Source organism: Mycobacterium sp. IDUB_28, assembly GCF_055419285.1.
This window is the reverse complement of record NZ_JBVAXK010000002.1, coordinates 623,644-648,593: the sequence shown is the minus strand read 5'-3', so window position 1 is coordinate 648,593 and position 24,950 is coordinate 623,644. Positions and strand designations below refer to the sequence as shown.

Annotated in this window: 20 protein-coding genes and 1 riboswitch; of the genes, 3 read left to right on the top strand and 17 right to left on the bottom strand. The window is 67.8% G+C overall.

All coding sequences use genetic code 11. The features are described 5' to 3' along the window. Positions 1 to 185 precede the first annotated feature (185 nt). Positions 186 to 2,510: an accessory Sec system translocase SecA2 gene (gene secA2, locus ACZYZ9_RS06770; RefSeq protein WP_463825430.1), complete on the bottom strand. Its 2,325-nt coding sequence runs from the start codon at positions 2,508 to 2,510 to the stop codon at positions 186 to 188. A gap of 23 nt (positions 2,511 to 2,533) precedes the next feature. After that, entirely contained in the window at positions 2,534 to 4,171 is a 1,638-nt protein-coding gene (locus ACZYZ9_RS06765; RefSeq protein WP_463825429.1) for an acetolactate synthase, read from the bottom strand. A gap of 80 nt (positions 4,172 to 4,251) precedes the next feature. Between ACZYZ9_RS06765 and ACZYZ9_RS06760 the strand changes: the two genes are divergently transcribed. Further along, positions 4,252 to 6,171 (top strand): ABC transporter ATP-binding protein/permease, encoded by a 1,920-nt coding sequence (locus ACZYZ9_RS06760; RefSeq protein ID WP_463825428.1) that lies wholly within the window; start codon positions 4,252 to 4,254, stop codon positions 6,169 to 6,171. Here ACZYZ9_RS06760 and ACZYZ9_RS06755 read toward each other — a convergent pair. From ACZYZ9_RS06755 to ACZYZ9_RS06735, 5 genes are all read right to left on the bottom strand, one after another. After that, positions 6,168 to 7,658 (bottom strand): FAD-binding protein, encoded by a 1,491-nt coding sequence (locus ACZYZ9_RS06755; protein ID WP_463825427.1) that lies wholly within the window; start codon positions 7,656 to 7,658, stop codon positions 6,168 to 6,170. The two genes, ACZYZ9_RS06760 and ACZYZ9_RS06755, sit on opposite strands and share 4 nt — an antisense overlap. Before the next feature lie 43 nt (positions 7,659 to 7,701). Beyond that, on the bottom strand, positions 7,702 to 8,199 hold the full coding sequence (locus tag ACZYZ9_RS06750) for a VOC family protein (protein WP_463825426.1): 498 nt from the start codon (positions 8,197 to 8,199) through the stop codon (positions 7,702 to 7,704). A 111-nt stretch (positions 8,200 to 8,310) separates the two neighbouring features. Beyond that, positions 8,311 to 8,964: a TetR-like C-terminal domain-containing protein gene (locus ACZYZ9_RS06745; RefSeq protein WP_463825474.1), complete on the bottom strand. Its 654-nt coding sequence runs from the start codon at positions 8,962 to 8,964 to the stop codon at positions 8,311 to 8,313. Beyond that, positions 8,910 to 9,572 carry an Rv1815 family serine proteinase gene (locus ACZYZ9_RS06740; protein WP_463825425.1) on the bottom strand — a complete coding sequence of 221 codons (663 nt, stop codon included), beginning with the start codon at positions 9,570 to 9,572 and terminating at the stop codon, positions 8,910 to 8,912. The genes ACZYZ9_RS06745 and ACZYZ9_RS06740 overlap by 55 nt, the downstream gene beginning before the upstream one ends. A gap of 94 nt (positions 9,573 to 9,666) precedes the next feature. Then, positions 9,667 to 10,623, bottom strand: coding sequence for a sterol desaturase family protein (locus ACZYZ9_RS06735; protein ID WP_463825424.1), 957 nt, complete (start codon positions 10,621 to 10,623; stop codon positions 9,667 to 9,669). A gap of 47 nt (positions 10,624 to 10,670) precedes the next feature. Here ACZYZ9_RS06735 and ACZYZ9_RS06730 point away from each other — a divergent pair, with 47 nt between their 5' ends. Beyond that, a complete protein-coding gene (locus ACZYZ9_RS06730) occupies positions 10,671 to 11,582 on the top strand; it encodes an alpha/beta hydrolase fold domain-containing protein (protein ID WP_463825423.1) in 912 nt (303 codons plus the stop codon). Continuing rightward, positions 11,579 to 12,763 carry an NAD(P)/FAD-dependent oxidoreductase gene (locus ACZYZ9_RS06725; RefSeq protein ID WP_463825422.1) on the top strand — a complete coding sequence of 395 codons (1,185 nt, stop codon included), beginning with the start codon at positions 11,579 to 11,581 and terminating at the stop codon, positions 12,761 to 12,763. The genes ACZYZ9_RS06730 and ACZYZ9_RS06725 overlap by 4 nt, the downstream gene beginning before the upstream one ends. On the opposite strand, the gene ACZYZ9_RS06720 is transcribed toward ACZYZ9_RS06725, so the two are convergent. From ACZYZ9_RS06720 to ACZYZ9_RS06675, 10 genes are all read right to left on the bottom strand, one after another. Further along, entirely contained in the window at positions 12,764 to 13,504 is a 741-nt protein-coding gene (locus tag ACZYZ9_RS06720; protein WP_463825421.1) for an MgtC/SapB family protein, read from the bottom strand. Positions 13,505 to 13,607: 103 nt separating this feature from the next. After that, entirely contained in the window at positions 13,608 to 13,943 is a 336-nt protein-coding gene (locus ACZYZ9_RS06715; protein WP_463825420.1) for a DUF732 domain-containing protein, read from the bottom strand. 9 nt (positions 13,944 to 13,952) lie between these two features. Beyond that, entirely contained in the window at positions 13,953 to 15,350 is a 1,398-nt protein-coding gene (locus ACZYZ9_RS06710; protein ID WP_463825419.1) for a PPE family protein, read from the bottom strand. Between the two features lie 14 nt (positions 15,351 to 15,364). Next, positions 15,365 to 16,621, bottom strand: coding sequence for a PPE family protein (locus tag ACZYZ9_RS06705; protein ID WP_463825418.1), 1,257 nt, complete (start codon positions 16,619 to 16,621; stop codon positions 15,365 to 15,367). 274 nt (positions 16,622 to 16,895) lie between these two features. After that, complete coding sequence (locus tag ACZYZ9_RS06700; RefSeq protein ID WP_463825417.1) at positions 16,896 to 17,222, bottom strand: DUF732 domain-containing protein; 327 nt, start codon at positions 17,220 to 17,222, stop codon at positions 16,896 to 16,898. 17 nt (positions 17,223 to 17,239) lie between these two features. After that, positions 17,240 to 18,580 carry a PPE family protein gene (locus ACZYZ9_RS06695; RefSeq protein ID WP_463825416.1) on the bottom strand — a complete coding sequence of 447 codons (1,341 nt, stop codon included), beginning with the start codon at positions 18,578 to 18,580 and terminating at the stop codon, positions 17,240 to 17,242. A gap of 20 nt (positions 18,581 to 18,600) precedes the next feature. Continuing rightward, positions 18,601 to 19,839: a PPE family protein gene (locus ACZYZ9_RS06690; RefSeq protein WP_463825415.1), complete on the bottom strand. Its 1,239-nt coding sequence runs from the start codon at positions 19,837 to 19,839 to the stop codon at positions 18,601 to 18,603. A 616-nt stretch (positions 19,840 to 20,455) separates the two neighbouring features. Continuing rightward, positions 20,456 to 21,643: a PPE family protein gene (locus ACZYZ9_RS06685; protein ID WP_463825414.1), complete on the bottom strand. Its 1,188-nt coding sequence runs from the start codon at positions 21,641 to 21,643 to the stop codon at positions 20,456 to 20,458. A gap of 316 nt (positions 21,644 to 21,959) precedes the next feature. After that, a riboswitch (M-box (ykoK) riboswitch) is annotated at positions 21,960 to 22,133 on the bottom strand. Positions 22,134 to 22,242: 109 nt separating this feature from the next. Then, the gene (locus ACZYZ9_RS06680; RefSeq protein WP_463825473.1) at positions 22,243 to 23,409 is read right to left on the bottom strand and encodes a PPE family protein; all 1,167 of its coding nucleotides are present in this window, start codon (positions 23,407 to 23,409) and stop codon (positions 22,243 to 22,245) included. 78 nt (positions 23,410 to 23,487) lie between these two features. Next, positions 23,488 to 24,756: a PPE family protein gene (locus ACZYZ9_RS06675; protein WP_463825413.1), complete on the bottom strand. Its 1,269-nt coding sequence runs from the start codon at positions 24,754 to 24,756 to the stop codon at positions 23,488 to 23,490. Positions 24,757 to 24,950 lie beyond the last annotated feature (194 nt).

The following is a 24,950-nucleotide window of genomic DNA, read 5'->3' as shown; positions in this document are numbered from 1 at the left end:
GAGGAGGTGGGCGATGCAGCCGGGCCCGCCGACGATGCCGTCCGCACGCGGAGGGTTGAGGAGGTGGGCGATGCAGCCGGGTCCGCCGACGATGCCGTCCGCACGCGGAGGGTTGAGGAGGTGGGCGATGCAGCCGGGGCCGCCGACGATGCCGTCCGCACGCGGAGGGCGTGTCTAGCCGGAGCTCAGCGGAAGACGCCGGGCAGGCTCAGCGTGGACAGGGTGTCGTCGGACAGCGGGTTGTCGTTGACCATGTAGGTCCACGTCGACGTCGGCCGGGCGAGCTTGGACAGGTCCAGCCCCTGCTCGTCTTCGAGGATGTTCGCTGTCTCGAACGTCTGCTGCGCCGCCTCGATCGCATCGGCGGCCAGCGAGGCGAACGCATCCACTGCCATCCGGTGGAACTCGTCGAGCGGATTCTGCCGACCCAGTGCCCGCAGGTGGATGCTCTCCCGGATATCGGCCAGATACGCGAGGTGATCAGCCCAGCCGCGGTCGAGGTGATAGAGCATGATCAACCGGCAGATCTTCTCCAGTCGCTCCTCGGAGAGATCCTCGGCCAGCTCCTTGTATCGCTTGGGGGCCAGCTCCTCGAGTTCCTCGCGCGCGGTCGCGTCGCGCAGCAGCGTGTTCCGGCGATCGACGATGATCGCCCGCTGCTGGGCGATCAGCTGGTTGTAGCGCCAGGTGTTGGCGTGCACGTCGAGCATCCGGCCCTCGGCGACCCGCTGCGCGTGATCGAGCAGTCCGGCCGCCTTCGGACTGACGATGCGGCCGTCTTCGTCGGTCTGCATCGGCAGCTTGTTGTGGTCGAGGTTGGCCGACACCACGTCGTCCTCCCAGCTGGAGAAGAATACCGACGAGCCCGGGTCACCCTGGCGTCCCGCGCGGCCCCGGAGTTGGTTGTCCAGCCGCTGGGTGTGGTGCCGGCCGGTGCCCACCACGTGCAGGCCGCCCAGTTCCGCGACGCGGTCGTGGTCGGATTCGTCGGATCCGCCCAGCCGGATGTCGGTGCCCCGGCCGGCCATCTGCGTCGACACGGTGACCACGCCGTGCTTGCCGGCCTCGGCGATCACCTGCGCCTCTTCCGCGTCGTTCTTCGCATTCAGCAGCACCGCGGGAACGTCGCGACGCAACAGCCGCTCGTGCAGGTCCTCGGATTCGGCGACGTCGCGGGTGCCTACCAACACCGGCTGCCCGGTCTTGTGCACCTCGGCGATGTGCTCGACGATCGCGTCGTTCTTGGCGGCCGCGGTGATGTAGACCCGATCGGATTCGTCCTCGCGGATATTGGGTGTGTTCGGCGGAATCGGCGACACACCCAGCTTGTAGAACTGACGCAACTGCTCACCGGCGGCCAGCGCGGTGCCGGTCATGCCACACACTGTGGTGTACCGGTTGATCAGCGCCTGCACGGTGATGGTGTCGAGCACCTCACCGGTCTCGGTGGTCTCGATGCCTTCTTTGGCCTCGACGGCGGCCTGCAGACCGTCGGGCCAGCGCTGCAGCTGCGCGATGCGCCCGCGCGAGGAGTTGATCAGGTGCACCGCGTCGTCGCGCACGATGTAGTGCACGTCGCGCTGCAACAAGACGTGCGCATGCAGGGCGACGTTGATTTCGGTCAGCGTGGTGCCGACGTGTTCCTCGGAGTACAGGTCGATTCCGCCGAGCGCCTTCTCGACCTTGCGGGCACCCGATTCGGTGAGATGGACGTTGCGGCTGTCGGAATCGGTGTCGTAATCGGTCTCCGGGTTCAACCGGCCGACCAGGTTGATGATTTCCACCCGCGGGGTCTCGCGGTGGCTTGTGCCGGCCAGGACTAGCGGTACCAGCGCCTCGTCGACCAGTACCGAGTCGGCCTCGTCGATCAGGGCGACGTCCGGATTCGGGGAGACCAGGTCCTCGACGTCGGTCACCAACTGGTCGCGCAGCACGTCGAACCCGATCTCGTTGACCGAGGCGTAGGTGACGTCGCAGTCGTAGGCCGCGCGGCGGTCCGCACTACTGGACTCCGCGGTGATCCAGCCGACCGTCAGGCCCATCGCCTCGATCAGCGGACCCATCCATTCGGCGTCCCGGCGGGCCAGATAGTCATTGATGGTCACCACGTGCACGTGTCGGCCGGCCAGCGCGTACCCGGCCGCCGCGATCGCACCGGCCAGCGTCTTGCCCTCACCGGTGGCCATCTCGATGACGTCCCCGGCGAGCATGCGCAGCGCACCCAGCAGCTGGACGTCGAACGGGCGCAACCCGGTTGTCCGCTCACCGGCCTCCCGGGCGATCGCCAGGAACTGGGGGATGTCGTCGGAATCGGCGAGATCGTCGAGGTTGAGCAGTTTGGAGGCCTTGCGCAACTTTTCGTCGCTGAGGTCGGCGGCTTCCTTGTCGTAGTCCTCGGAAGCCGTCACGACCTCCATCGAGCGGCTGCGGTCCTTTTCGGTGCTGGCGCCCAGCAGACGCCAGAAGCGGCCGCTCAGACGGCCGGGTTGGGAACGGGTGGTCTTAGGCACAGCCCAACGGTACGCGGCGGCATTTACGCCAGGTTGGAGCGGCGCGGGTAGGCGACGCTGGGATCGGTCAGGACGTTGACGACCGAAGGCAGCCCGCTGGCGAAGGCGCGGTCCAGCGCAGGGCGAAGCTCGGCCGGTGCCGAGACCAGTTCGCCGTGCGCGCCCAGGGCACGGGTCACCTCGTCGTACCGGGTGCCCGGACGCAGTTCAGCCACTACCGAGTAGCCGTACAGCGCCTCCATCGGGTGTTTCTCCAAACCCCAGATGCCGTTGTTGCCCACCACCGACACCACCGGCACGTTGTGCCGGACCAGGGTGTCCCATTCCATCCCGCTGAACCCGAACGCGCCGTCGCCCTGCAGCAGCACCACCTGCCGGTCCGGGTGAGCGAGCTTGGCCGCCAACGCGTATCCGGGACCCGAGCCCAGGCAGCCGAACGGGCCGCTGTCCAACCAGCAGCCCGGCTGGTAGCTGTCGATCACCCGGCCGGCGTAGGAGCCGAAATCTCCGGCGTCGATGACCACGATCGCGTCGCGATCCAGCAGCGGGGCCAGCTCGGCGTAGACGCGCATCGGGTGCAGCGGGATGCGGTCTTCGGCGAGTTCGGCCTGTTCCAGGTCGCGCGCGGCGGATTCGGCCAGCCGCAGCTCGTCGATCCAACTCTGGTGCCCGGTCGCGCCGCATCCGGCCAGCGTCGACAGGATCGCGTCGAGGTCGCCGTACAGCTCGGCGGCCACCGGGCGCGGATGGCCACGCTCCGGGCGGGCCCGGTCGGCCACCACCAGCTGGGTCTGCTCGCCGAACACCTTGCCGAAGCCCAGCCGGAAGTCCATCGGGACGCCGACGATCAGCGCCACGTCGGCGCCGCCCAACGCTTTCGAACGAGCCCGGGAGAACGCCAGCGGATGGTCGGCGGCCACCGCGCCGCGGGCCATCCCGTTCATCAGCACCGGAATGCCCAGCTGCTCGGCGAGGCGCAGCAGTGCGATCTCCCCGCGTCCCCACCAGACATTCGTGCCGGCCATGATGACCGGCCGCTGGGCCTTGGACAGCAGGTCGGCTGCCCGGTCCAGCGCGTCGGTGTCGGCGCTCGACGGTTCCGGCAGGTCGAACAGGGCACCGACGCGCCCGTCGTCGTCGGCCATGGAGAACACGTGATCCATCGGGAAGTCGACGAATCCCACCCCCGACGGTGCGCCCACCGCGGCCCGCAGTGCCTGGTCGACGAGCCGGCCCGCGTCCTCGGCTGACTGGGCGGTGGCAGCGAAACGGGTCAGCGGCGCCACGAACGGCACATGGTCGATCTCCTGCAGCGAACCCATTCCCCAGCGCAACGCCGGTGCCCGGCCGCCCAGCACCACCAGCGGGGACTGATTCTGCTGCGCGGCCGCCATGGCGCTCATGCCGTTGGTGATACCCGGCCCCGCCGTCAACGCGGCCACACCCGGCACCCGGGTCACCTTCGACCAGCCCTCCGCGGCGAACGTCGCGGTCTGCTCGTGGCGGGTGTCGATCAGCCGCACCCCTTCGTCGCGGCAGCCGTCGTAGATCGAGAACAGATGCCCGCCGGACAGAGTGAACATCGTGTCGATGCCGCTGGCCTTGAGCCGGCGGGCGATGAGCCGGCCGGCGTGGACGGTGGGTGGAGCTGCGGTGCTCATCCCGGCAGCCTAACCGCCGCGCTCGGGTACCTTCGCGGGGAAGTACGCGTCGCGTGCCAGCCTGCTAGGAGGCGTCGAAGTTGGACAAGAAGCCGTTCCAGCCGTCCATCGACTGGTCTGCGGCACCCCTGGACTCCATTGAATGGCTCGCACTTGCGTGGCTGATCAGTGCGGCCTGCATCGTGACCGTGGTGGTCGTGCTGCGATATGCGACCGTGTGGGGCCGGCAGTTCTGGCGGATCACCGGCGACTACTTCACGGGCCCGCACGCCGTCCGCGTGTGGCTGATGCTGGGCGTGCTGCTGATGATGGTGCTGTTCTCGGTGCGGCTGGACGTGTTGTTCAGTTACCAGGGCAAGGATCTGTACGACTCGCTGCAAGCCGCGTTCGAAGGCATGGGCGCGGGAAATGCCGCAGTCACCCGTTCCGGCAGGCACGGCTTCTATATGTCATTGCTGCACTTCAGCGTGTTGGCCGCCATCTTCATCGGGCGGATCCTCCTCGACATCTATCTGACCCAGCGGTTCGTCATCAGATGGCGCATCTGGCTGACCGCCCGGCTCACCGACGACTGGCTGGACGGCCGGGCCTACTACCGGGACCTGTTCATCGAGGAGCCCATCGACAACCCCGACCAGCGCATCCAGCAGGACGTCGACGTCTTCACCGCCGGCGTCGGCGGCACCGCGAACGCACCCGGCAACCAGGCGCAGGGGATGTTGCTGTTCGGTGCGGTGCATGCGATCGCCGCGGTGATCTCGTTCGCCTCGATTCTGTGGAACCTGTCCGGACGGCTGGAAATTTTCGGTGTCGGGCTGCCCCGCGCGATGTTCTGGATCGTGCTGGTCTATGTGGTGGTGGCGACCGTGGTGGCCTTCCGGCTCGGCCGGCCGATGATCTGGCTGAGCTTCTCCAACGAGAAGCTCAACGCCGCATTCCGTTATGCCCTGGTGCGATTGCGCGACGCGGCCGAGGCGGTGGGCTTCTACCGCGGCGAGCGGGTCGAACGTGCGCAGCTGTGGCGGCGCTTCACGCCGATCATCGACAACTACCGTCGGTACGTCCGGCGGACCATCATCTTCGACGGCTGGAACTGGACGATGGGTCAGTCGATCGTCCCGCTGCCCTGGGTGGTGCAGGCACCGCGGTTGTTCTCCCGGCAGATCACCTTGGGCGACGTCGGGCAGACGGCGAGCGCGTTCACCCACATCGAGGGCGGCCTATCGTTCTTCCGCTACAGCTACGACAGGTTCGCGCCCTACCGCGCCGCGATCATCCGGCTGCACGGACTGGTGGACGCGAACCAGAAGGGTCGCGCGCTGCCGTCGGTGCTGGTGCAGCCGAGCCGGGACGCAGTCGTCGAACTCGCCGACATCGAGGTGCGCAGTCCCGCCGGGGACCGCCTGATCGACCCGGTCGACGTGCAGCTCGATCGGGGTTCGTCGCTGGTGATCGTGGGCCAATCCGGGTCGGGGAAGACGACGCTGCTGCGTAGCCTCGCCGAACTGTGGCCCTACGCTTCGGGCACGTTGCGCTGCCCGGCCGGTGAGAACGAGACGATGTTCCTGTCCCAGTTGCCCTACGTGCCGCTGGGCACCCTACGCACCGTGGTGAGCTACCCGAATGCACCCGACGATGTCGCCGACGACACGCTGCGCGAGACGCTGATCAAGGTCGCGTTGGCGCCCCTGTGCGATCGGCTGGACGAAGAGCGCGACTGGGCCAAGGTGCTCTCCCCCGGTGAGCAGCAGCGCGTCGCGTTCGCCCGCATCCTGCTCACGAAGCCGAAGGCGGTATTCCTCGACGAGAGCACGTCGGCTCTCGACGAAGGGCTGGAATTCGCGCTCTACCAGCTGCTGCGTAGCGAACTGCCGGATTGTGTGGTGGTCAGTGTGAGCCACCACCGGGCCGTCGAGTTGCTGCACGAACGCCGGCTGGAGTTGCTGGGCGGCGGCCGGTGGCGGCTGGGCCCGGTGGATCAGGAGCCCGCGCAGGTCTAGGTCGTCGCCGCCGCGGCCGCGTGCGCTCCGGCGCGGCGCCCGAAGAAGGATCCCTCACCCAACTGCGTCCCGCTGGCGTATCCCTTGCCGTCCTGGGCGATGTTGGAGGCGCCGGCGCCGGCGGCATACAGACCCGGGATGACGCTGCCGTCGGCGCGCTGCACCTGCCCGTCCAGGGTCACCGCCAGGCCACCGATGGTGAAGCCGGAGTACATCGCCCGCCCGAGCGACAGGTCGAACACCGCCCACGGACTCTTATCTTGTGCCGCAAGGTATTCCGGCTGCTTGTGGAAATCCGGGTCGTCGCCCTTGGCGGCGAATTCGTTGTAGCGCTGCAGCGTCGCGGCGAGGTTGCCGGCGGGGATGCCCAGCGCTTCCTCCATTTCGGCGATCGTCTCGTAGCCGTCCAGGAACTTGATCAGCGGCATCTCGGGCATCTGCATGTGTGCTTCGTCGACCACCAGGTACGCGGTCTGCTCGGGCTGTTCGAGGACGAACGCCGAGGTACGCGAGTGATAGGAGTCCTCGGCGACGAACCGCTTGCCCTCCTTGTTGACGATCACCCCGGTCAGCAGGATCTCCGGCGGATAGGCCGCCGCGGTGATGAACAACTCGTCCATGTACTTGGTCGCGCCGCCTGCCGAGACACCCAATCGGATACCCAGGCCGTCGTCGTTGGGGTTGCCCAGGATGTAGGGCGCGACCATCCCGTGGTGTTTGGTGCGCCGTTGCTGGCCCAGGGCGGGCGTGTGAGTGGCGACCATGTCCGGGTTCATCGCGAAACCGCCGGCGGCGATCACCACCGCCTTGGCCCGGACGGCCCCGGTGTCGGCGAAATGCTTCCAGCTCACCCCGACGACAGCACCGCCGTCGTCCACGATCAGATTGGTGGCCCCGGTCTCGTAGCGGATGGCTACGCCGAGCTCGTCGGCGCGCTTGAGCAGCAGGTCGATCACCATCGCCGCACCACCCAACTCGCCGGGCACCGGCACGGAGTGCCCGCGCGGCGCCGGGACGGCCTGCTCGCAGAACGGCCATACCTTCTCGTTGCCGGTGTAGCTGAGACCTTCGGTGCCCGGGGGTACGACCACCTTGCCCGGGTAATAGCTGCGCTCGAACTGGAACCCCAGCCCCTCCAACCAGTCGAAGTGCTCCACGCTGCCGTCGCAGTAGGCGCGAATCTTGTCCAGTTCGGGCTCGCGCGACACCGCGACCAGGTACTTGTACATCTCCTCCGCAGAGTCGGAGTGCCCGGTGGCCTCCTGGACCGCGGTGCCCCCACCCAGATAGAAGTGCCCGCCGGCCATCGAGGTGGTGCCACCGGCCGCGGCCGCGCGTTCCAGCACCAGCACCCGGGCGCCTTCGGCGGCTGCGCTGACCGCAGCACACCCGCCGGCGATACCGAAACCGAGCACCAGCACGTCGACCTCGTCCGACCAGGACCCGACCGTGTCCACCCGGACCGTTGCTGGGATGTCGGTACTCATCGGGGCCCCTCCTGGTTGTTGCGCACGTCGTCGGAGCGGCTCATCACTGCTCCCGTTTCAGGTAGTCGTAGAACGCTTTGATCTCGTCGGACAGGTAGGCGATCTCCACGAACGGCACGCCCGCCTGCGGCGCCGACACATAGGCGAAATGCATTCCGCCGGGCATCACGCCCTGTTGCACGACCGTCGCACCCCGGGTCGCGGCATCGGCGAGGGCAGCGTCGAACTTCGCGAGAGTTTCGGCCGCCACGCAGATGTGGTGCAGACCGGGGCCGTGGTCCCGCAGAAAGTCACTATAGATATTCTCCCCGCGGACCGGCTCGATCAGCTCCAGCTGCATGTCTCCGAGGTAGCTCAGGGCGATATTCGCGACGAAATCCGCCGGCTCGCCGCGGTACGTGCACGTCTCGGGACCGAAGTGCACCTCTGGGATCCGCACCCACTTGCGAACGCCTAACAGGCCGGTGAGAGCGGTTTCGGTGGTGCCGAGATCCGCCGCCACCCAGGCGATTTGAATGGGCGACTGAACGAGGAGGTTCATCGTCTCGCAGAATATCCCAGTCGCGCGCCGGCCAGGGCTGCTGGTGAGCACTTTGCCGTGTCCGCCGCGCCGCGGGCGCGGACACGGCGGTGAACGTGTTCTAGTTGATGCTCAGTGTCGGGCCAGAACCTCGACCAGCAGGCGCACCTGGGTGTCGAAAACCGTCGCAGCATCGCCGAGGGTGTCGGTGCCGTACTTTCCGAACACCTCGAGGCTGATCGCTCCCACCACGCCGGCGAACAGCAGGAAGCACTTGCCGACGACGTGGTCGTCACCGGGGAAGGCGTACACGTCGCGCAGCCGCCGGAAGTCGGAGGATGTCGGTTGCGGCGCGTGGCTGTCGACCAGCACGATGTCACCGGTCGTGATCCCGGCGGCGACGGCATCGAGGAACGACGCCACGATGCGGGTGCCGATCGGTCGGGCACGATCTTCGGGCGCGGGAAAGCCGGGCTCTGGACTGCCGTAGAGCAGTCCCCACCGGGCGGGGTGCGCCACCGCCCACTCGCGCATGGCGTGAGCCATCGCGATCACCTCGTGGCTCCACGATTCGCCGCCGGCCCCGTCTCGTGCCCGGTCCACCTGGTCGGCGAGGTCGGCATAGGCATCGATGACCGCGGCCTCGATGTCCTCCGGCGAGTCCTGGCGTGTGCCCACGGTCAAGTCTGACACGATCGCCCTGCGCCCGCGTTCGGGCCGAGCTCGTGCCGCTAGCTCGCGCCGGCCCCCAGGTCGTGGCGGGCCTGCTCGGAGGCGCTCTGCCAGGACACCGCGGCCGGCAGATCGCCCCAGATGCTGTTGAAGATCCCGATGATCTGACCGGCGGAGCCGTTGGTCAGGTACACCGGCCCGCCGGAATCGCCCTGTTGGGTCTGCACACCGTGCGACATGGTGAACCAGCCGTTGTTGACGCTTTCCACGGTGCCGCAGGTTTCGCCGGTGGTCACTCCGAAGTGGCAGACGGCCTGTCCCGGGGCCGGTGCCGCGCCGGTGGACACCAGGCCGCGGCCGCCGGGCAGAATGTTGCTCATGGTGACGCCGTTGGCCAGCGCGATCGCCTCGTAGTCGTCGATGGGCTGATCGGTGGCCACCGTCGACCCGGTCGGGGTGTTGTCCCGCGACGCCACCACGTGACCGATCAGGTTGTTGTTGCCGTCGTAAACCGACCCGCCGCCGCGGCAGTGCCCGGCGCTGAACGCCATGCGCCGGGCGATGTCGACGAACCCCAGCGTGCAGACGCGATTGTCCTGATGGATTTCCATTCCCGGGAACACCAGCGGCGGGTCGGCGCTGGCGGTGGCCGGCGACAGCCCGAAGGCCGCTGCCGCGGACATCATCGACGCGAGGACTGCCCGCGTTAGTGTGCGGCCCACGAAGGCCTCCCATCCGTCGTGATCGACACGCCGTCCATCAGGTCACGGCGCTATAACGTCAACATTAAGGCTTTCGCGCGGACGGGCTGCAGCGTTACCGAGCGCTGGCCAGCGGGGTGGCGTCCGCGGTCTGCCGCCTCTCGCGCGGCGTCCAACCGGGCGGGCCGAAAACATATCCCAGGCGGGCGCGCAGCCCCCGCGCCGAGCGCAGGTCCCGAGCGATCGCCACGTATTCGCGGGTCTGCAGTTTCCAGATGTTGAAGGTGCCGACCGGCTTGGTCAGCCCGTAGTGGGGCCGGAACAGTTCCTGCTGGAAGCTGCCGAATAGCCGGTCCCAGACGATGAAGATGCCGCCGTAATTCTTGTCCAGGTACGGCTGGTCCATGCCGTGATGCACCCGGTGGTGCGACGGCGTGTTGAAGATGAACTCGAACCACCGGGGCAGTTTGTCGATGCGCTCGGTGTGCACCCAGAATTGGTAGATCAGGTTCAGCGACCAGCTGAAGAAGATCAGCCACGGCGGCACGCCCAGCAGCGGCAGCGGCACCCACATCAGAATCTCGCCGCTGTTGTTCCACTTCTGGCGCAGCGCGGTGGCGAAGTTGAAGAATTCGCTTGAGTGATGAGCCTGGTGGGTAGCCCAGATCAGCCGAATACGGTGGGCGGCGCGGTGATAGGCGTAGTAGAGCAGGTCGACACCCAGGAACGCGACGACCCACGTGTACCACTTGGTCGCAGGGAGGTGCCATGGTGCGACATAGGCATACAACGCGGCGTATCCGAACAGCGCCAACGCTTTCCAGGCCGCCGTGGTCGCGATCGACACCAGGCCCATCGAGATGCTGGCCATCGAATCGCGAGCGAGGTAGGCACCTGACGCCGGCCTGGCATGCCCCGGGTCCCCGGTGCCGGCCGCCGCGTCAAATTTCTCGAGTTTGCGCGCCGCCGTCCACTCCAGCGTCAGCAGCAGCAGGAAAAACGGAATGGCGAACAGCACCGGATCCCGTAGCTCGGCGGGAAGGCCGGCGAAAAAGTCCGTGACACCATTCACACTGGACAGATTACTGAACCCGTGCCGATTGACGAACCGAAGACGAGATGATCCGCCCGATCCGTAAACCGCACGTCACCCAGCGGCTGCTGCGCGCGTCCGGCGTGCGCAACCGGATGTTTCCGCCGGCCAAACTCGAACACTGGGCCGCGCATCCGCGCCCGCCCTACTGCGGCCGGCCCTCGTCGCTGGTACTGAAGAAGATCGACGTGGTCCGTACCGACCTCAACGGCCGCCCGGTGTATCAAGTCACCCCGCGCCACGTCGACGCCGGCGAACTGACCGGCCACGTGCTCTACCTGCACGGTGGCGCCTACGTGCTGGATCTGCTGCCACACTTCCACTGGCCCGCCATCGCCCGGCTGGCGCACGTGCTGCGCCGCACCCTGGTGGTGCCGATCTACCCGATCGCCCCCGAACACAGTTACCGCCAGGTCTTTCCGTTCCTGCTGCAGGTCTACCGGCAGGTACTGGACACGCACGATCCGAAATCGATTGCTTTCATGGGCGATTCAGCCGGCGGTGGGATGGCCTTCGCGTTGTGTCACGCGGTGCGCGACGCCGGACTCCCCCAGCCCACCGACGCGCTGCTGCTCTCCCCCTGGATGCACCTCGGACTACCGGACCCCGAGGTGCTCAAGGTCGCCAAGATCGATCCGTTTCTCAACCTCGACGACCTGCGGGCCGCCGGTATCCGCTATGCGGGCGGGGACCCGCTGGACCACCCCTTGCTCAGCCCGAGCATCGGACCCCTGGACGGGCTGCCGCGCCTGACGGTGTTCACCGGCACTCATGACGTGCTCAACCCGGACGCGCGTGCGTTTCGCCGGCGGGCGAGCAGCGAAGGCCTCGACATCGGCTGGTACGAGCTCGAGGGAGGCATGCATACCTGGATGTTGCTGCCGGGACCCAAGGCGAAAGCGACGCTCGGCCAGATTCGTACGGTGTTGTCCGGTTGAGCCGCGTCGTGGTGATCGGCTCCGGGTTCGCGGGGCTGTGGGCCGCACTGGGCGCCGCGCGTCGGCTCGACGAACTCGGCGTCGCGCCGGGAACCGTGGACGTCACGGTGTTGAGCGCCAAGCCGTTTCACGACATCAGGGTGCGTAACTACGAGGCGGACCTGAGCGCCTGTCGGCTGCCGCTTGCCGACTTGCTCGATCCGGTCGGTGTCGGACACGTCACCGCCGAGGTGAGCGGGATCGACGCCGACGCCCGCACCGTGACCACCGCGGCCGGCACGACCTATCCCTACGACCGTCTGGTGCTGGCCGCGGGTAGTCGGCTCAGTAGACCCGACCTGCCCGGGCTGCGCCGATTCGGCTTCGACATCGACACCTACGACGCCGCGTTGCGATTGGAACGGCGGTTGCGCGAGGTCGCCGATCGGCTGCCGGCCGCTGGGTCGGCGACGGTGGTCGTGGTCGGGGCGGGACTGACCGGTATCGAGACCGCCTGTGAGTTACCCGAACGGTTGCGTGCGCTGGGGTTGACACCGCGGGTGGTGCTGATCGACCACACGGAGGTCGGCTCGGACATGGGTGCGTCAGCGCGACCGGTGATCCTGGCAGCGCTGTCGGACAACGGGGTTGAGGTGAGGACCGCGGTCAGCGTCGCCGGGGTCGATCCGGACGGGGTGACGTTGTCGTCGGGCGAGCGGATCGACGCCGTCGCCCTGGTGTGGTGTGCGGGCATGCGCGCCAGCCCGCTGACCGAACAGCTACCGGTGGCCCGCTACCGGCTGGGCCGGGTGCCGGTGGATGACCACCTGCGGGTGATCGGCGTGCCGTCGATATTCGCCGCCGGCGACGTGGCGGCCGCGCGGCTGGACGACGAGCATCTGTCGGTCATGTCGTGTCAGCACGGCCGCCCGATGGGCCGTTATGCCGGCTACAACGTGATCAGCGACTTGTTCGGTGCGCCGCTGCTGACGCTGCGGATCCCGTGGTATGTCACTGTGCTCGACCTGGGACCTGCCGGCGCGGTGTACACCGAAGGCTGGGACCGCATGGTGGTGGCTCAAGGCGCGGCGGCCAAAGCGACCAAGCAAACGATCAACGGCCGACGCATCTATCCGCCGCTGTCCGCCGACCGCGCCGATCTGCTGGCCGCCGCCGCACCTGAACTGCAGGCCCGGCCCTGATCAGTCGGACTGCGGGTCGGGCAGGATCGGACTGCTCGGCTCGCCGGCGTACCAGTGCACGGCGTAGACGCCAGGTTGCAGGGACAACTCGCCGACCAGTCGCTCCAGCTTGGCCGGCGAGTGACCGTCGACCAGTACATGCGCGGTGAGCGCGATGTTGTCGTTGCCGTGGTCGAAGCCGGCTTGTCCGGTGTGGATGCCGCGCAGGATGATGTCGTTGCCGCTGGTGTGCTGCACGATCTGGGCGCGGGCGTACTTCGCGGACTTGGGCCGGCAGATCACCTGAACCTGGTAGGGCTCCAGGCTCTCGTCCTCTTCACCGGAATTGTCGTGATCGATGATCCGGCCCAGCGGCCGCCCCAGCAGGTGGATGCCAACGACGGTGCCGGTGGCGATCAGCGCGAACGCCAGGTGTCCGGACGCCGCCAGGACCCCGACCGCCGCAGAACACCACAGGGTGGCTGCGGTGTTGAGCCCGCGGACGTTGAAGCCCTCGCGCAGGATGACTCCGCCGCCGAGGAAGCCGATACCGGACACCACATAGGACGCCACCCGGGTGGGGCTGCTGTCCTCGGTGGCGGCGGCGTACAGCACGAACAAGGTGGCACCGGTCGCGACCAGCGCGTTGGTGCGCAGGCCCGCCATCCGGGCCCGCCACTGGCGTTCCAGGCCGATGAGCGCGCCGCATCCGACTCCGACGCAGAGGCGCAGTGCGAACTCGGCAGTGCTCAGCGTCTGCACCGCGCCACCCCCTCTCCCTGGACCAACGGGCTACGGCAGCCAATCAGATTCGGGTTAACACCAGGTGGAGGACAGGCTAACGGGCCCTCGCCGGGCGGTCAGATCAGAAATAACCACCCTCGGGTTGCCCCAGGTGCTCGGGGCAGTACGTGTTCGACGCGATCGCGGTGAACAATGCCGCCCCGTCCAGGGTCAATGCGGGATTTTGGTTCTTCACGTCGGTCAGCACCTGCAGACCTGTTTCGCCGTTGCGCATCAACCCGCATACGGCCTGCGCGGAGGCAATCGCCTGACCTGGGTTGGGGACCGTGATGCCGGCGTTGGCCAGCGCGGACAGAAACGCGGCGTCATCACCGCCGGGGTCGCCGTGCGCGGGGACCGCGAGACCGAGCATCGCGACCGCACCCACCGCGGCTGCCAGTACTCGCAGGCGGATCATCGCCGAACCCTACTGCGCATCGGGCAGCATGATTTTCGGCTTGTCGCCGCTGGACACGTGCACCGCGTGGATGCCGGGTTTCTTCGACAGTTTCTCGAGCAGGCCGTCCAGCCCGGCCTTGTCGACGTTCCAGTGTTGGACCGCTTCCGGTTCCTGCTGCAGTTTCGCGATCACACTGTCCAGCTTCACCGGCTCGACCGGGCCTTTCCCGCCGTTGGCGCGGGCGCGGGCACCGCTGCCGCTCAACACTTGGGCGCCGACGGTGCCGGCTGCCCCGCCGGTGAGACTTCCCAAGGCCATTTGGTTGATCAGGTCGGCGGGGATCGCTGCCGCCGGAGCCGCGGCCATGCTGGTGGCCGGCAATGCATTGGAGACCATCCGGATCGCAGGGGTAGCCGACGCCCAACTCGGTGGCACCGACAATTTGCCCACCACGTTGGCTTCACCGGTACCCGCCGACACCGCGTTGGTCAGACCTGCCGTCGGCGACATCCCCAACCCGGCTCCCAGCGCGGACTTCGGGATCTCCTCGAGCGGCGGCTTCCAGAACAGTTTGAACTCCGTCATGCCCAGGTTGGGCACGCTCATGATGTCGTTGGCCACGGTGCTGAACCGGCCGATGTCGGCGAAGATCCCGAAAGTCAGCTCCCAGGTCGGGCCGGCCAGCGGGGTACCGCCCAGCGCGTTGAGCACCTCACCCATGGCCTGCATGTAGGAGGTGCTGGCCCCGCCGAGGGCCTGCAACGCCTGTAGCACGACGTCGAACGGGAAGACCGGTGCCGCCGTCGGTGCGGCAGTCGCTGCCGCGGTGGCTGCCCTGGTGCCCGCGGCCAAAGCGCCGGCCTGCCCGACGGCGCTCTGTTGAGTGCCCAGCCCGGCCACGTTGGTGACCTGCGGTGGTTCGGTGTAGGGCGTCAGCCTGGCGGCGGCCGCGGACGCCGTGGCGTAGCCGAACATCGCCGCGATGTCCTGCGCCCACATTTCCGCATACTGGGCTTCGAGGGCAGCGATCGCCGCGGTGTTCTGCCCGAATATGTTGGTGGCCAGCAGCAGCGCCAGCTGGCTGCGGTTGAGCGCGATCTCCGCCGGCGGTACCACCGCAGCGAAGGCCGTCTCATACGCGCTCACTGCCGCCTTGGCCTGGTCGCCCGCCTCCTTGGCCTGCGCGGCGGTGGCCGACATCCAGCTCACGTAGGGTGCGGCCGCTGCGGCCATCGCGGCCGCCGAGGGCCCGGTCCAGGTTTCGTTGGCCAGGCCGTCGACGACCAGACCGTAGGAGGATGCCGTGGCCTGCAGTTCGGTGGCCAAGGTGTCCCAGGCCGTGGCTGCGGCGATCATCGGACCCGCGCCCGGTCCGGCATACATCATCGCGGAGATGATCTCCGGTGGTCGTACCGCGAAACTCATCAGTCCCGCCTCTCTCAGTCCGCCGGTATCACGATGATGGTCGCCGTGGTCGCGACGTCTTCGGCCGCGGCCACGCCGCCGGTGGCGCCCGCGGTGCCGCTGCCGACGGTGCGCACGGTGGCCCCGGCCAGGGCGCGTCCGGCCAGGCTGGCCATCGCCATCTCGCCGAACAGGCCGCCTTCGGCCGCCGCCGGGACCGCGGCGAGTGCTTCCGGAGTCGCCCCCGGCAGCACGGACGTCATAGCCCGGAGCACCGGCGCCTCGGTCACCCAGCCTTGCGGCACCGACAACGACCCGACCAGCGTGGAGTTCCCCATCGCGCCGGCCACCCCGCCCGCCGGCGCAGCGGACGCCACGTACCCGGCTCGTAGCGGCGACAGACCGGCCAGCGGCTTGCCGCCGCTGTTCAACAGGGACGCCACCCCGGGTGCGTTCTGCGACAGACCGAGGATCTGCAGGCCGAACAACCACCAGCCGCCACCGAGGACGAAAGGAATGATCGGGCTGTATGCGCCGGTGACGGCAGCAAAGAAGGGGCGGATAGCTGCGGCGTACGGGTAGAGGGCTTCGATGACGTTGCCGACCGGTGTCGTCGCCGCCGGGGCGGCGGCCGTGGTGGTGGCCAAACCCTGCAGCATGTTCGGGAAGAGATTCAACAGCTGCGACAGCTGCGACTGAATGTCCGTGGCGGCTGCGGTGCCCGCGGCTTGCGTGACTGCCGCCGCTTGATCGGCCGTCCCCGCCACGTTGGTGGTCTCGGGCGGCGGCTCGAACGGAGTCAGCACGGTCGCGGCCGCTGAGGACGCCGCATAGGCGTACATGGCGGCGGCGTCCTGCGCCCACATCTCCATATACTGCGCTTCGGTGGCTGCGATGGCGGCTGTGTTCTGTCCGAGAATGTTGGTAGCCACCAGGGTCATCAGCAATGCGCGGTTGGCCTCGATCACCGGTGGCGGCACCGTCGCCGCGAACGCTGTCTCGTAGGCCGCGGCGGCAAGCTTCGCCTGGGTGCCCGCCTGTTCCGCCTGTGTCGCGGTGGCGGCCATCCAGGCCATATACGGTGTCGCCGCTGCCGACATCGACATCGCCGCCGGACCGTGCCAGGAGCCGACGGCCAAACCGTCGATCGTCGATCGGTACGACGCCGCGGTGTAATGCAACTCTGCGGCCAATGCGTCCCAGGCCGCCGCAGCGGCCAGCATCGGCCCGGATCCCGCCCCCGTGTACATTCGTCCAGAGTTGAATTCTGGTGGCAGCGCCCCGAAGTCCATCTCTTCCCCTCCGGTCCCTCTGTCGCCGCCATGGTAGTCACGCCACCAGGGTCCCGTCGGCGAGTCCTGCCGGACTCATACAGAACTCACTAGAAATCCCGATGTGCGTGGCTCCTCGGGTGACCTCGGGTTTTACCCGAGCAACCGGGTGCCGAATATATTCGGGAAAGTTCACACAGATCAGGAAATCGTACGACGATCGATGTCGTACGGCGTGAATGAAAGAGCGACCGGATACAATCGGCAGCTAATACATTTGCAGCGTCGGTAGCTGTCAGCTCTTGTCCAATTGCTGCGGACAATAGAATTTCGCTGAAATGACCGCGAATTCGGCGGCGGCGTCCAACGTAAATCCCGCATTGCGCTTTTTGATGTCGTTCACCAACTCGAAACCAGATTCGCCGTTGTCCAGACAGGTACACACGGCCCGGGCTGACCCGATGGCCTGATCGGAGTTGCTGTAACCGATGTCAGCGGTGCGCAACGCGGCCAGAAAACCTGCGTCGGCGGCATCCGGCCCATTGCCCGGATCGCCGTTCGCCGGTGCGGCGCAACCGATCATGACACCCGCGCAGGTCAGCGTCAGCAGCCATCTGAACATGCAGAATTTCCTCTCCCTCAGCCCAAATGGGCATCCGCCGGAACAACCTGGGGTTTGTCGCCATTGGTGAGGTGCACGGCATGGATGCCGGGTTTCTTCGCCAACTGTTCGAGCAGGCTGTCCAGGCCCTGCTGGTCGACGGTGTGGTGCTGCACGCTGTCGGGCCGGTCCGATATCTGCGCAACCATCCGCTTGAGCAGCTCCGGTGACCTGAGATCCTTCAGGTCTTTGACCGGGGTGAGGCGGCTTCGCGCACCGGTCACCGAGCCGGGGGCACCGGCACCGAGTGCGCTGCCGGCCATGCCCGCTGATGACATCGAACTCAACAGGCCGCCCTGCCCGAGTTCGGCCGCGGGCACCGCTTCGTTGCCGGCTGCCGACAACGCTGCGGCGACAGTCCGGATGGCCGGGGTGTTGGCGGTCCAACTCGGTGGCACGGTGAGCGCACCGACCAGCGTGCCTCGACCCAAATGCGCTGTGGGAGTTGGCGACACCGCGCTGGTCAGCCAGCCGTGACCCCAGTGCGGGGTGAGTCCCCCGCCCAATGCGTCCTTGGGCAGCCCGCCAAGCGCGGACGTCGGCTTCGCGGCGAACTTGAGGAACTGCGATGCGGGGAGGTTGATCAACAGGCCGATGTCGTTGAACTGGGTGGTGAAACCGAGGGGGACCTTGATTGCGGAATACAGGGCGGTGAATGTCGATGCGCCGCTGGACCCGAACAGTCCGTTGAGCAGTCCGGTCACGGTGGCGGTGTAGTCGGTGCTCAAGTTCACCAGGGTCTGCAGCGGCTGCGAGAGCGGTTGCGCCGCCGACAGAATCGTCTGGGTGAGCGCGTTGACCACCTGGGGAGGTTCGGTGAACGGCGTCACCTCGCTTGCGGCTGCCGATGAGGCGGCGTAACTGTCCATCGCGACGGCGTCTTGTGTCCACATTTCGCCGTACTGGGCTTCCAGAGCCGCGATTGCGGCGGAGTTCTGCCCAACGATGTTCGTGGCCACCAGCGACGCCAACTGGCTGCGGTTGGCCGCGATCTGCGCCGGTGGTACGTGCCCGGCGAACGCCGTCTCGTAGGCGGCGACCGCGGCGTTGGCCTGGCTGGCGGCCTGGGCGGCCTGGGCAGCGGTCTCGCTCATCCAGGCCACGTACGGTGTCGCTGCCGCGGTCATCGCCTGGGCCGAGGGTCCTACCCAGGGTGCGCTGGTCAGGCCGGCGATCAGTGCGGCATAGGACGCGGCGGTGGCTTGTAGCTCGCTGGCCAGCCCGTTCCAGGCCGCGGCGGCGGCCAGCAGCGGCCCCGATCCCGCCCCGCTGTACATCCGGCCCGAGTTGACCTCCGGCGGAAACGCTGCGTAGAACACTCTTTCTCCCCCTACCTGGACTAGGCACCCTCGAGCGGTGGAAGCACGAAGATCATCGCTGCGGCCGGGTCGGCCGCGGTGACGACACCGCCCAGCGAACTGCTGCCGCCACCGGCACCCGTGGCGGTGGCACCGAGGGCCCGCCCGGCCAGGCTGGACAGCGCCATCTGGCCGAAAACACCGGCCTCCCCGGCGGACGTGGCAGCCGGTACGGCGGCCACATTGGTGGACAGTGTCGCGGCAACTGTCCGGACGGCCGGAGCCGCCACCGTCCAGCCCTGGGGCACCGATAGGGTGCCCACCAGTGCAGCGCGGCCCATAGTCGCCGTCGCCGCTCCCCCGGATGAAGTCAGATGAGGGGTGAGCGACTCGGCGATCGGGGCCAGTGCGCCGGTCACCGGTGGTGCGGGGGTGGCGAATGCCTGCAGCCCCTGCCCGTTCTGGGCGTAGGCATAAACCTGCCCGAACGACAGGAACGGGCCGCCCGGGATCGACGACCAGCCCTGCAACGAGAACGGTCCGGTCAGGGCTGCCAGGGTGGTGTTCCAGTTCGCCACCTCGGTCGCCAGGCCCGACGGCAACGACACGGATGCCAGTTGCGGTAAGGCGAGTCCGGGCAACAACGAGGTCGAGCCTGTCGTCGGTGCAGCCGCAAGAGTTGATGTCATGCCCTGCAACGCATTCGGGACAGATGCGAGCAGCTGGGCGGCCGCCGGCGCGGCTGCGCCCGAGGCGGTCGTGGTCGGCGGTGGTTCGGTGAACGGGGTGAGCTGTGTCGCGGCCGCCGAGGAGCCGGCGTAGGCATACATCGCCACGGCATCCTGAGCCCACATCTCCAGGTACTGGGCTTCCGTGGCGGCGATAGCCGGTGTGTTCTGGCCCAGGATGTTGGTGGCGATCAGCGCCAGCAGCTGCGCCCGATTCGCAGCGATCACCGGCGGCGGAACCGTTGCCACAAAAGCGGTTTCGTAAGCGATCGCCGCCGCCTTGGCCAGTGCGGCCGCCTCATCGGCGCGAGCTGCGGTGGCTGAGATCCAGGACACGTACGGACCGGCCGCGGTGGCCATCGTCATTGCGGTCGGTCCCTGCCACGAGCCCGCTACCAGTCCCTCGATCGCGGACGCGTAAGCGACTGCGGCCGAATACAATTCGGCCCCCAAGGCGTCCCATGCCGCCGCCGCTGCCAACATCGGCCCCGCGCCGGGACCGGTATACATGCGCCCAGAGTTGACCTCTGGCGGAAGTGCCCCATAATCCATGCGCGTATACGCCCCTTATCCGCCAGTAGTGATCCTTCGCGTGGTTTTGTTGAGTTGCCGACCATGTGCTCTACCAGAATCGAATCGCATTTCTCCAGCCCCCGCTCGATATGATGAATGTTCGTTGCGGCATATTTTCGCAACGTTCCCGGTAGGTAAGCGCAATGTAAATAACTTATCGCACTACCGTCGTGACTGCTGTGATACAGCGAATTGCCGAAATACTAACAGCAAACTCCAAGGTCAACGGCGTAGCCATGCACAATAGGTTGACAAGTTATCATCTGAATATTTCAAAACAATGGCGCCTGGCATTGTGAATACCGTCGGCGAACTTTGCAATTCAATGAAATGAATGCGCGAAGCAGCAGCATGTGCGCCGCCCGCGAAAGCAGTGGGTCAGGTCGAGTCGACGAAGCTCGACCGTCTTCGGCGGTGGGGCCCGGCGGCACCGCCGGTCCGACCCGGGGACACCGCCCGGCAGGCTCTCTCTGACTCGAGGAAAAACGTACGCATCACGAGGGCACACGGTACGTCCTGATGCCTGCTACCCGGCTGTCTCGTACCTGACGGTTCGCTGAGAGCGCTGTTTTGCCTGGTTAGGTGGCTGTGCGTGCTATCCGGCCGCGGGCGAGCGGGCCACGACCGTGGGGCGGAACCCGTATTGCGGGACAGCCCGGCCGAAGGGTTGACCCGCGAGGTTGCCCAGCGGCACCCCCGGCATACCGGGCGTGCCGGACGGCGGCGGCGCGACCATCGGGGTGCCACCGAGCGCGGAGTGCAGGGCGCCGGGCGGTGGGGTGGCCGCAGCCCAGGCCGGGGGCACGGACAGTTTGCCGACCACGCCGGAACTGCCCGACCCGAGGGCGGTGAGACCGCGCGTTTCCAGCGGCACGGCGCCCCCGCCCGCGCTCGGTACCAGCACCTGCGCGGCGTCGGCCACGTCGGTCATCGCTGCGCTGCCGAACAAGCTGGAGAGGGTTCCTATCGTGGCGCCCGGGGTGAACAAACCGGTGGAGGTGATCGTGTTCCACACGTTCGCGTTGGGGCCCCATGCGGCCATGAACTCCGACCAGCTCGACGTCCCGGAACCGGTGAGCGCGGTGGTCGCGAGGTCGGCCAGGCCGCTGCCGCCGTCGGCACCGGAAAGCCCCTGCAGTGCGCTCGGCACGGCGGACATCAGCTGCGACAGAGCGCTGTGCTGGCCGAGAGCGGACGTGTCGGCCGCCTGACTGACCGCGGCCGCCTGGGCCGTGAGACCGCTGGGGCTGGTGATCTGCTGCGGCGCGACGAACTGGTCCAGGTCGGTGGCTGCCGCCGAGGCGCCGGCGTAGCCGTACATCGCGGCGGCATCCTGGGCCCACATCTCCAGGTACGCGGCTTCGGTCGCCGCGATCGCCGGGGTGTTCTGGCCCAGGATGTTCGTCGCAACCAGTGCGGCCAACTGGGTGCGGTTGGCCGCGACGAGTGGCGGTGGCACTGTCGCGGCGAATGCCGTCGCGTAGGCGGTCACCGCGGCCTCGGCCTGCGCCCCGGTCTGCTCGGCCTGCACGGCGGTGGCGTTGAGCCACACCACGTACGGCGTGGCGGCGGCAGCCATCGAGGCCGCCGCGGGCCCGAACCATTCGTCACCGGCCAGCGCGGACAGCACAGCTTCGTAGGTCAGCGCGGTGGCGCGCAGCTCGGCGGCCAACCCGTTCCATGCCGAAGCTGCAGCCAGCATCGGCGCGGCACCGGCGCCGGCGTACATGCGCGCGGAGTTGACTTCGGGTGGCAGAGCGGCAAAGTCCAGTGCGGCGGTCATCGGTGGTCCCCCTTGAGTTCACCCCTGCTGGGGCACGAAACCCGGGTCGCCAAGAACGCAATTCCACGCCTTTTTCCGCGCGCAATTAATACGCGCTTCGCGATATCAGCGAGCGCCGTTTGCGGCTATCAGAAATGCGATTCAGGCGGCGATGCCGGTGCCCGGGTCGGATCGAAACGAAATGGTCGTCGATTTCGAATACGGACTATCGTCGGGACTCATTCCGCTCTCACCTCCTCAGGGCCGTGGCATGCGGGGATGCCGGGTGCACGACGCATGGGATGAGAGTCCAGCGGGCACGACGGCCCACCAGATCACAGCACCCCTCTCGACAGAGCTTCGGCACCACACGGCGTATCCAGCAGTAATGCTGGAAGCCACTTGGGCTCAACCCTTAAGCCGGGAAGAGCTGTCCTGACCCTGGGCGTCTTTCGACGTTCGAGGTCAGTGGCCTGTGTCCGTGCAGACGCCTCACCTAGCGAGGTGCATGCAGTGGCAATAATGGCACTCGCGACGACCAGAGTCAACTCAGACGTCCCGTCGAATTCGAATTCCGATATTCGAAAGGCGGGAATTGCCGGGACTTTCTTTGGGCGGCGTTATCCCGCAGCCACCGGTCGCGGCATGATTGTCAATCGGGAACCGTAGCGGGGGCCGTTGCCCCAACTCCGTGCGCACGCGTTGGCGGCAGGCAGTGCGGGCATCCCGGGTGCGCCCGCGGCGGATGCCGGAACGGCCGCCGTGCTGCCCGCGCCGGGTACTGCGCCGAACGGCTTCGCTACATCGACGGCGGCCGCCCAGCTCGGCGGAACAGACAGGCGGCCCACCAGGGACGCCTGAGTGCTGCCGGCGGCGACTCCCCCCACGCCGGACGGCGCGGTCGTTGCCGTCATCGCGGCGGCCTCGGCCGAACCGGCGCCGGCGATCTCTGGCTCCGCCCCTTCGACCACCCCGTTGACGTCGGCGACGGCATCGGTCACCGTGGGCACGATCAGTGCCGGCGCCGTATATCCGGCGGAGACGACGCCGTTGAACAGGGAAGAGTTCAAGAAGACCCCGACGGCGTTGCCGTCGTTGCCATCCAGGAAGTTCAGGACATCGACGAGCAGACCTGTCTGCGGAAGTGCGTCAAACGGAGAGGCCGCCGCCGGCGCGGCGAGATCCTGCAGGGTGGCCGGTACCGATGCCATCGCCCGCGCGACCGCGGCGGCTTGGTGGGCCGGACCGGACGGGTCGGCGGTCTGCGCCGGCTCGCCGAACTGTGTCAGCGCGGCAGCCTCAGCCGCGCTGGCGGCGTAGGTGTACATCGCCGTCGCGTCCTGAACCCACATCTCGGCGTACTCGGCTTCGGTGGCCGCAATCGCGGCGGTGTTGATACCCAGAAAGTTGGTGGCCACCAGCGCGAGCAGTCGTGCCCGGTTCGCGGCGACCACGGCGGGGGGAACCGTCATCGAGTACGCGGCCTCGAAGGCCGCCGCAGCTGCTGCGGCGTGACTGGCCGTCTCTTCGGCCTGCGCGCCGGTGCCGCGCAGCCAGTCCAGGAACGGAGCGACCGCGGTCATCATGGCGGTCGATGCCGGACCCAGCCAGCCGTCGTCGACCAATGTGGACAACACCGATTCGTACGCCGTCGCGGTCAACCGCAGCTCGTCGGCCACCGCATCCCAGGCCGTCATGGCGGCCAGCATGGGCGCCGAGCCCGGCCCGGTGTGCATGCGCAGCGAATTGACTTCAGGGGGGAGGGCTCCAAAATCCAATGCCAGCACCTCCTTCAAACCGACCGTCCGTCGGTAACCGCCGGTGTTGCGGAACCGATCAGCGATATCGCGGTTGTCTCCCCCCTGTCATCCAGCGGCCGGTGGGCGTCCCATGATCGTCGGCCGGAATCCGTAGCGCGGCGGACTGCCGAAGTTGTTGCCGGACATGCCGAGTAGCGGCATCCCCGGTGCGCCGGGCAGACCGGCCGCCGCCGCTGGGACCACTGCGTTGCTGGTCCAACCCCCGCCCGGCGCCGCGGTACCGGCGTAATTGGCCACCGCGCTCGCCGCTGTCCAGGTCTGGGGCACCGACAAACGTCCGACCAACGCCGACTGGTTCGTGCCAGCCGTCACGCCGCCCCGGGCAAACGAGACGTCGGCGGCGTCCTGCAGCGGGGGCAGGTTGGCGGGGTTGGCCGGCGACCGCGACGGAATCGGGGACGCGTTGCCCTCACCGGAGCCCATGCCTGGCACGTCGGACTCCGTTGCACCCAGCACCACCGCGTTGATGTCGGCCAGGCCGGCAAACGCCGCGGGGGCCACGATCGCGGGGCTGACATACCCGGCTGAGATGAATCCGTTCGCCAGGCTGGAGTTCAGGAAGGTGCCGTACGGGTTCCCATCGGCTCCGTCCAGGAAGTTCAACAGGTTGACCAGCAGATCCTCACCGGGGAAGGCTTCGGCCGTTGCCGCTGCCGTCGGTGCAGCGAGGCCTTGCAGCGTCGACGGCACCGACGACATCAGTTGCGGCAGCTCGGTCTGCGTGAGGTTGGCTCCGGCACTGGCGGCGGCCTGGGTGACGGCCTCGCCCTGCCGGGCCTGCCCGGCCGGGTTGGTGGTGGGCGCCGGGTGGGTGAACGAGCTCAGCGTGGCCGCCAGCGCGGACCCGACGGCGTAGCCGTACATGGCCGCCGCGTCCTGGGCCCACATCTCGCCGTACGCGGCCTCGACAGCGGCGATCGCGGGCGTGTTCTGACCGAGCAGATTGGTCGCGACCAGCACCGCCAACTGCTGGCGATTGGCCGTGACGACCGCGGGCGGCACGGTTGCGGCAAATGCCGATTCGAACGCGCCCGCGGCCGCCGCCGCCTGAGCACCGGCCTGCTCGGCCTGCAGCCCGGTGAGGCTCATCCAGGTCAGGTACGGGATGACCGCGTCCTGCATGGCTGCCGCCGCCGGACCCCGCCAGCCGTCGCCGGTCAGCACCGAGATCGCCGTCTCGCAGCCGGCCGCGGTGGCACGAAGTTCAGCTGCCAGCCGATCCCAGGCCGCGGCGGCGGCCAGCATCGGTGCCGAACCCGGTCCGGTGTACATGCGCAGGGAATTGATCTCGGGTGGCAACGCTCCGTAATCCATTGCCGTCACCACCCTCGGACTTGCTGAACATTAGCGAAAGGCGTTGCTGCACAACCAACTTTCGGCATCATTCGCGGCACAGGATGGGGCATCGGACTTTCTCCTTGGTGAGAATGGTCCGACCCAGCTACGGACGCCGGCCGCTTCGGGTGATGATCGATAGCGCGTGCGACTCGCTGCGCACCGTGTGTCGG

Coding starts and splice junctions, on each gene's coding strand:
- ACZYZ9_RS06765 (WP_463825429.1), bottom strand. CDS start 4,171: ATGAGCACCGCAGCTCCACCCACCGTCCACGCCGGCCGGCTCATCGCC.
- ACZYZ9_RS06755 (WP_463825427.1), bottom strand. CDS start 7,658: ATGAGTACCGACATCCCAGCAACGGTCCGGGTGGACACGGTCGGGTCC.
- ACZYZ9_RS06750 (WP_463825426.1), bottom strand. CDS start 8,199: ATGAACCTCCTCGTTCAGTCGCCCATTCAAATCGCCTGGGTGGCGGCG.
- ACZYZ9_RS06730 (WP_463825423.1), top strand. CDS start 10,671: ATGATCCGCCCGATCCGTAAACCGCACGTCACCCAGCGGCTGCTGCGC.
- ACZYZ9_RS06715 (WP_463825420.1), bottom strand. CDS start 13,943: ATGATCCGCCTGCGAGTACTGGCAGCCGCGGTGGGTGCGGTCGCGATG.
- ACZYZ9_RS06710 (WP_463825419.1), bottom strand. CDS start 15,350: ATGAGTTTCGCGGTACGACCACCGGAGATCATCTCCGCGATGATGTAT.
- ACZYZ9_RS06705 (WP_463825418.1), bottom strand. CDS start 16,621: ATGGACTTCGGGGCGCTGCCACCAGAATTCAACTCTGGACGAATGTAC.
- ACZYZ9_RS06700 (WP_463825417.1), bottom strand. CDS start 17,222: ATGTTCAGATGGCTGCTGACGCTGACCTGCGCGGGTGTCATGATCGGT.
- ACZYZ9_RS06690 (WP_463825415.1), bottom strand. CDS start 19,839: ATGGATTATGGGGCACTTCCGCCAGAGGTCAACTCTGGGCGCATGTAT.
- ACZYZ9_RS06685 (WP_463825414.1), bottom strand. CDS start 21,643: ATGACCGCCGCACTGGACTTTGCCGCTCTGCCACCCGAAGTCAACTCC.
- ACZYZ9_RS06675 (WP_463825413.1), bottom strand. CDS start 24,756: ATGGATTACGGAGCGTTGCCACCCGAGATCAATTCCCTGCGCATGTAC.